This window comes from Aromatoleum toluolicum, from assembly GCF_012911005.2.
Taxonomy (GTDB): Bacteria; Pseudomonadota; Gammaproteobacteria; order Burkholderiales; family Rhodocyclaceae; genus Aromatoleum; species Aromatoleum toluolicum.
Genome location: NZ_WTVS01000137.1, coordinates 1 through 6,059 on the forward strand (window position 1 = coordinate 1; position 6,059 = coordinate 6,059).

Consider the following 6,059-nt stretch of genomic DNA (forward strand, 5'->3'; position numbering starts at 1 on the left):
GCGGGGAGGACATGCGGGCTCCTTGTAACTATTGTTCGCGGAAGCCGGAAGTATAGCCGCCACGCCGGCCGCGGGCCGGGGGGTGGATGCGTGGCGGTGGCCCGGCCTCCCCGCAAAAACAAAAAAGCCGGGGTGTCCCCGGCTGATTCGTGTGCTGCGGAAAGGTGCCCGCTTACTGCACGCGCGCCTCGACGCGGCGCGCCTCGGCGGCGTCGCCGCCCCCCAGCGTCACCGCCGGACGGCGCAGCAGCACGCGCTCGGCCGGCACGCCCGCCTCGACCAGCGCCTCGCGCACGGCCAGCGCGCGGTTCTTCGACACCTCGGCATTCACCGCGGCGCCGCCCGTCTCGTCGTGGAAGCCCGACAGCAGCACCTTCTTCTCGGGCGCCGCATCCAGCGCGACGACGATGGTCGCGATGTCCGGCGACGCATCCGCCGGCAGCGTCGCCTCGCCGACCGCGAAATAGAACTTCACCAGCGCCTCGCCCACTTCCGCGACCTCGGCGAACTCGCCCGCCGCGGCCGCAGTCGGCGCCGGCACGTCGGCCGCACGCAGCTTCCACGTCCCGAGGCCGATCACCAGCGCGATCACCAGCGCGATGACGCCGAAGAGCACACCGATGACAACGTTGAGTTCTCCGTCTTCCTGATCGAACATGTTCTACGCTCCAAACACAGGGTTATCCCGCGTACGCAGGGTCGGCCGGCAGTTTAGCCGAAACGTCGGCGAATCGTATCCAATCATTTGACGGACGATCGCTGCCACGCCGCGGAATTCACCGCACCGAATGACCGGCGAGGCGGCAAGCCTGTTGCCTCGGGTGCGCCGTGGCGTTTGAATATGCAATGATCAAGCAGTTGCGCACGGACCGGAGCGGTGAGGATGCCCCCGGACGGGTGCAGCAGTGAGGAGAGAAATGGACATACCGACGATCATCGAGAAGCCCACGGTCCTGGTGGTCGACGACACCCCGGACAACCTGTCGCTGATGTCCGGCCTGCTCAAGGACCGCTACAAGGTGAAGGTCGCCAACAACGGCGACAAGGCGCTGCGCGTCGCCCGCGGCGAGCCGTCGCCCGACCTGATCCTGCTCGACATCATGATGCCGGGCCTCTCCGGCTACGACGTGTGCGAGGCGCTCAAGGCCGATGCGGCCACGCGCGACATCCCGATCATCTTCCTCACCGCGATGACCGCGACCGAGGACGAGACGAAAGGCCTCGCGATGGGCGCGGCCGACTTCATCACCAAACCGGTCAATCCGCCGGTGGTGCTGGCGCGCGTCGCGACCCACCTGCACATCAAGGCCGCCACCGACTTCCTGCGCGACAAGAACGCCTACCTCGAAGCCGAGGTCGCCCGGCGCACGCGCGAGCTCGCCGCGATCCAGGACGTTGCCATCCTCGCGATGGCCTCGCTCGCGGAGACGCGCGACAACGACACCGGCAACCACATCCGCCGCACCCAGTTCTACGTCAGGGTGCTGGCCGAGCACCTGCAGCCGCACCCGCGGTTCCGCGATTTCCTCACCGACGGCACGATCGACATGCTGTTCAAGTCGGCCCCGCTGCACGACATCGGCAAGGTCGGCATCCCCGACCGCATCCTGCTCAAACCCGGGCGCTTCGACGCCGCCGAGTTCGAGACGATGAAGGCGCATACGACGCTCGGCCGTGACGCGATCATCCACGCAGAGCGGAAACTCGGCATGGACGTCGACTTCCTCCGCCTCGCCAAGGAGATTGCCTATTACCATCAGGAGAAGTGGGACGGCTCGGGCTACCCGGAAGGCATCGCCGGCGACACGATCCCGATCTCGGCGCGCCTGATGGCGCTGGCCGACGTATATGACGCGCTGATCAGCCGGCGCGTGTACAAGGAGGGCATGTCGCACGAGGACGCGGCCGCGATCATCCGCGACGGCCGCGGCTCGCACTTCGACCCCGACATCGTCGATGCCTTCGTTGAACTGCAGGACGAGTTCCGCGTCATCGCCGCGCGCTTTGCCGACTAGATCGACACCGCCGCGCCACACAGGAGCCGCAAGGATGAGCCTTTCGATGACCGCGCTGGAGCGCCGCTCGCTCGCGGCGAAACTGATGCTGGGCTTCGCCGGCCTGCTGCTGGTCGTCGGCGGCATCAGCCTGCATTCGCTGCACAACCAGAACCTGCTGAACGACGAACTGCAGGCACTCTACGAGCGGGAGCTGATGGGCGTCTCGCACGTCAAGGAGGCGCGTATCCAGTTCGTGCAGATGGGCCACGCCCTGCGCCAGGCCATCCTGCCGCAGGCGCCCGGTGAACGCGACCAGGCCTTCCGCCAGCTTGCCGAATCGGAGAGCCGCCTGCGCAGCGAACTCGACGCTGCGGCAAAACTGTTCCACCGCCAGGACAACCGCGAACGGCTGGCGCACTTCAACGAGCGCTTCGCACAGTACAAGGCCGGCATCGCGCGGGTCGTCGACCTGCAGATGAAAGGCGATCTCACGGATGCGCTGGGCGCGGTCGCTTCGCCCGGATTCCAGCTCGCCGGCCAGGTCGCGGGCGATGCGCTGGTCGACATCGCGCGGGTCATGGACGAGGAAGCGCGCGATGCCGCCATCGCCGCCGACCGGCACATGGTAGAGATCAAGCGCACCACCTACGCCCTGATCGTCGGTGGCGGCGTTCTCGCGCTGCTGCTGGGGGCCCTCGTCGCGCAGTCCATCCGCCGGCCCACCGAGCGCCTGCGCACTGTCGTCGAACAGATCTCCGCCGGCCACTTCGACCAGTCCGTCCCGCATACCGAATATCCCAACGAGATCGGCGAGCTCGCGCGCGCGATCGAAGTGCTGCGCATCGAGGCGCGAAAGGTCGAGACGCAGCGCTGGCTCAAGACCCACCTCGCGGCCATTTCCGGCGACCTGCAAACCTCGACGACGCTCGCCGAACTCGCACAGAAATTCCTCTCCAACCTTGCGCCGGTCCTCAAGCTCGGCCACGCCGCCTTCTACTACCACGACGAAGCCGCGAACCGGCTCGTTTTGCTGGCGGGCTACGCCCTGCGCGGGCCGGCGCACCCCGTGCCGCAGTTCTCCCCCGGCGAAGGCCTGGTCGGGCAATGTGCGCTGGAGCGCGCGCCGATCATCTTCACCAACCCGCCCACGGACTACATCCACATCGGCTCCGGGCTGGGCGAGGCCGCGCCGCGGGCGATCGCCGTTCTCCCCGTGCAGCGCACCGAACGCCTGCTGGCGGTGGTCGAGCTCGCCACCTTCGAGGGGTTCGGCGCCCCGCAGCAGGCCCTGCTCGACGGCGTGATGCCCATCCTCGCGATGAGCCTCGAGATCCTAAAACGCAACGCCCGCACGCAGACGTTGCTCGAGGAGACACAGCGCCAGGCCGAGAACATGGAACAACAGGCGCGTCAGCTCGAGGAGCAGACCGTCGAGCTCGAAGCCCAGCAGGCCTCGCTGCGCGAAACCTCGGCCAACCTCGCGATCCTCGAAGAGCGCAGCCGCCTCATCCTCGGCTCGGTCAAGGACGGCATCATCGGCCTCGACCAGGACGGCGTGATGACCTTCGCCAATTCCGCCGCGCCCGCCATGCTCGGCTACGCGGAGCAGGAATTCGTCGGCCAGGCCGTGCATGCCCTCATCCACCACAGCTACCCGGACGGCCGCAGTTTCCCGCGCGACGAATGCGCGATGTATCGCACCGGCATGGACGGCCAGGCGCGCACCGTCGACAGCGAAGTCCTGTGGCGCAAGGATGGCACGCCGCTACCGGTCGAATACTCGACCACCCCGATCCACAAGGACGGCACCCTCGTCGGCACCGTCGTCGTGTTCCGCGACATCACCGAACGCAGGGCGGCCGAGAAGGCCCTCGCCGACCAGCGCGCCTCGCTGCAGTACATCCTCGACCACAGCCCGGTCGGCACCGCCTTCACCACCGACGGCGTGTTCCGCTACACCAACCCCGAATTCACGCGCATGTTCGACAGCCGCCCGGGCGACCCCGCGCTGCACATCTACGCATCGCCCGAAGACCGCCTGCGCATGGTCGAGGACCTGCGCCGCGACCGCTACATCCGCGACCGCGAGATGCGCCTGGTTGCTGCCGGCGGCGAGCTGCGCGACTTCCTCGTCACCTTCATGCCCTTCGCCCACGAGGGCGAGAAAGGCGTCATGGGCTGGCTGCTCGACATCACCGACCGCAAGCGCGCCGAGGCCGAAATCCTGCGCGCCAAGGAAATCGCCGAAGAGGCCACGCGCGCCAAGAGCGACTTCCTCGCCAACATGAGCCACGAGATCCGCACGCCGATGAACGCCATCATCGGCATGTCGCACCTCGCCCTGCAGGGCCCGCTCGACCGCAAGCAGCGCAACTACATCGAGAAGGTGCACCGCGCCGGCGAGAACCTCCTCGGCATCATCAACGACATCCTCGACTTCTCGAAGATCGAAGCCGGCAAGATGTCGATGGAAAAGGTCGAATTCCGTCTCGAAGACGTCATGGACCACCTCGCCAACCTCGTCGGCCTCAAGACCGAGGACAAGGGGCTGGAGCTGCTGTTCAACGCCGCCCCGGACGTCCCCACCGCCCTCGTCGGCGACCCGCTACGCCTTGGTCAGATCCTGGTCAACCTCGGCAATAATGCGGTCAAGTTCACCGAAACGGGCGAGATCGTCGTCGGCATCGACACCGTCGCGCAGACCGCCGACGAGGTCGAACTGCACTTCTGGGTGCGCGACACCGGCATCGGCATGAGCCCCGAACAGTGCGAATCGTTGTTCCGCAGCTTCAGCCAGGCCGACGCCTCCACCACGCGCAAGTACGGCGGCACCGGCCTCGGCCTCGCGATCTCGAAAAACCTCGTCGAAATGATGAAGGGCCGCATCTGGGTCGAAAGCACCGTCGGCCACGGCTCCACCTTTCACTTCACCGCCCGCTTCGGCCTGCAGGCCGAACCCATGAGCCGGCGCATGTTCCGCGCCGACGAACTGCAGGGCGTGCGCGTCCTCGTTGTCGACGACAACGCCTCCGCGCGCGAAATCCTCTCCGCGATCGTGCGGCACTTCGGCCTCTCGGTCGATGCCGCATGGGACGGCAGCCAGGCGCTCGACATGATCGCCGCCGCCGACGCTCGCCGCACCCCCTACGATCTCGTGCTGATGGACTGGAAGATGCCCGTCATCGACGGCGTCGAAGCCGTGCGTCGCCTGCAGGCCAGCCGCCCCGCGCGCCAGCCGGCCATCATCATGGTCACCGCCTACGGCCGCGAAGAGGCGCTCGGCTCGGCCGAACTGCGCGGCGTCGCGGTCAAGTCCGCCCTCACCAAGCCGGTCACCGCATCCCGCCTGCTCGAAGCCATCGGCGAGGCCCTCGACAAGCGCGGCCTCGCCGATACCCGCGCGCATGAAAGCATCGACGGCTCCAGCGCCGCGATGGCGGCCCTCGCCGGCGCCCGCGTGCTGCTCGTCGAAGACAACGAAATGAACCAGGAGCTCGCCACCGACCTGCTGCGCCAGGCCGGCATGGACGTCGTCGTCGCCGGCAACGGCCAGGAAGCGCTCGACATCCTCGCCCGCGACGCCCGCTTCGACGGCATCCTCATGGACTGCCAGATGCCCGTCATGGACGGCTACACCGCCACGCGCGAAATCCGCCGCAACCCCGCGTGGGCGGGGCTCCCCGTGCTCGCGATGACCGCCAACACGATGGCCGGCGACCGCGACAAGGTCATCGCCGCGGGCATGGACGACCACATCGCCAAGCCGCTCGACGTCGCCGGCATGTTCGTCACCCTCGCGAAGTGGATCCACCCCGCGGCCCCGGCCACCGTCACGACCGCACCGGCAGCTCCAGTAGCACCGGCAGCACCGGCAGCACCTGCAACGCCGGAACACGGCGCGGCCACCCTGCCCCCGCTGCCCGGCATCGACATCGCCGCCGGCCTCGCCACGACGATGGACAACCACAAGCTCTACCGGCGCATGCTCACGCGCTTCCGCGACACCCAGTGCCGCTTCGCCGAACAGTTCGCCGCCGCCCAGTCCGACCCCGACCCCACCGC

At 67.9% G+C, this 6,059-nt stretch carries 3 protein-coding genes; 2 read left to right on the forward strand and 1 reads right to left on the reverse strand.

What is annotated here, in order from left to right:
- Positions 1–172 precede the first annotated feature (172 nt).
- Entirely contained in the window at positions 173–658 is a 486-nt protein-coding gene (locus tag GPA27_RS27610) for an OmpA family protein (protein WP_169143618.1), read from the reverse strand.
- Between the two features lie 259 nt (positions 659–917).
- On the opposite strand from GPA27_RS27610, the gene GPA27_RS27615 reads away from it, so the two are divergent.
- Positions 918–2,015, forward strand: coding sequence for a response regulator (locus GPA27_RS27615; protein ID WP_169143619.1), 1,098 nt, complete (start codon positions 918–920; stop codon positions 2,013–2,015).
- Between the two features lie 34 nt (positions 2,016–2,049).
- Positions 2,050–6,059, forward strand: a 4,010-nt coding sequence (locus tag GPA27_RS27620; RefSeq protein ID WP_169143620.1) for a response regulator, incomplete at its 3' end; no start/stop codon positions are given.

Coding starts and splice junctions, on each gene's coding strand:
- GPA27_RS27610 (WP_169143618.1), bottom strand. CDS start 658: ATGTTCGATCAGGAAGACGGAGAACTCAACGTTGTCATCGGTGTGCTC.
- GPA27_RS27615 (WP_169143619.1), top strand. CDS start 918: ATGGACATACCGACGATCATCGAGAAGCCCACGGTCCTGGTGGTCGAC.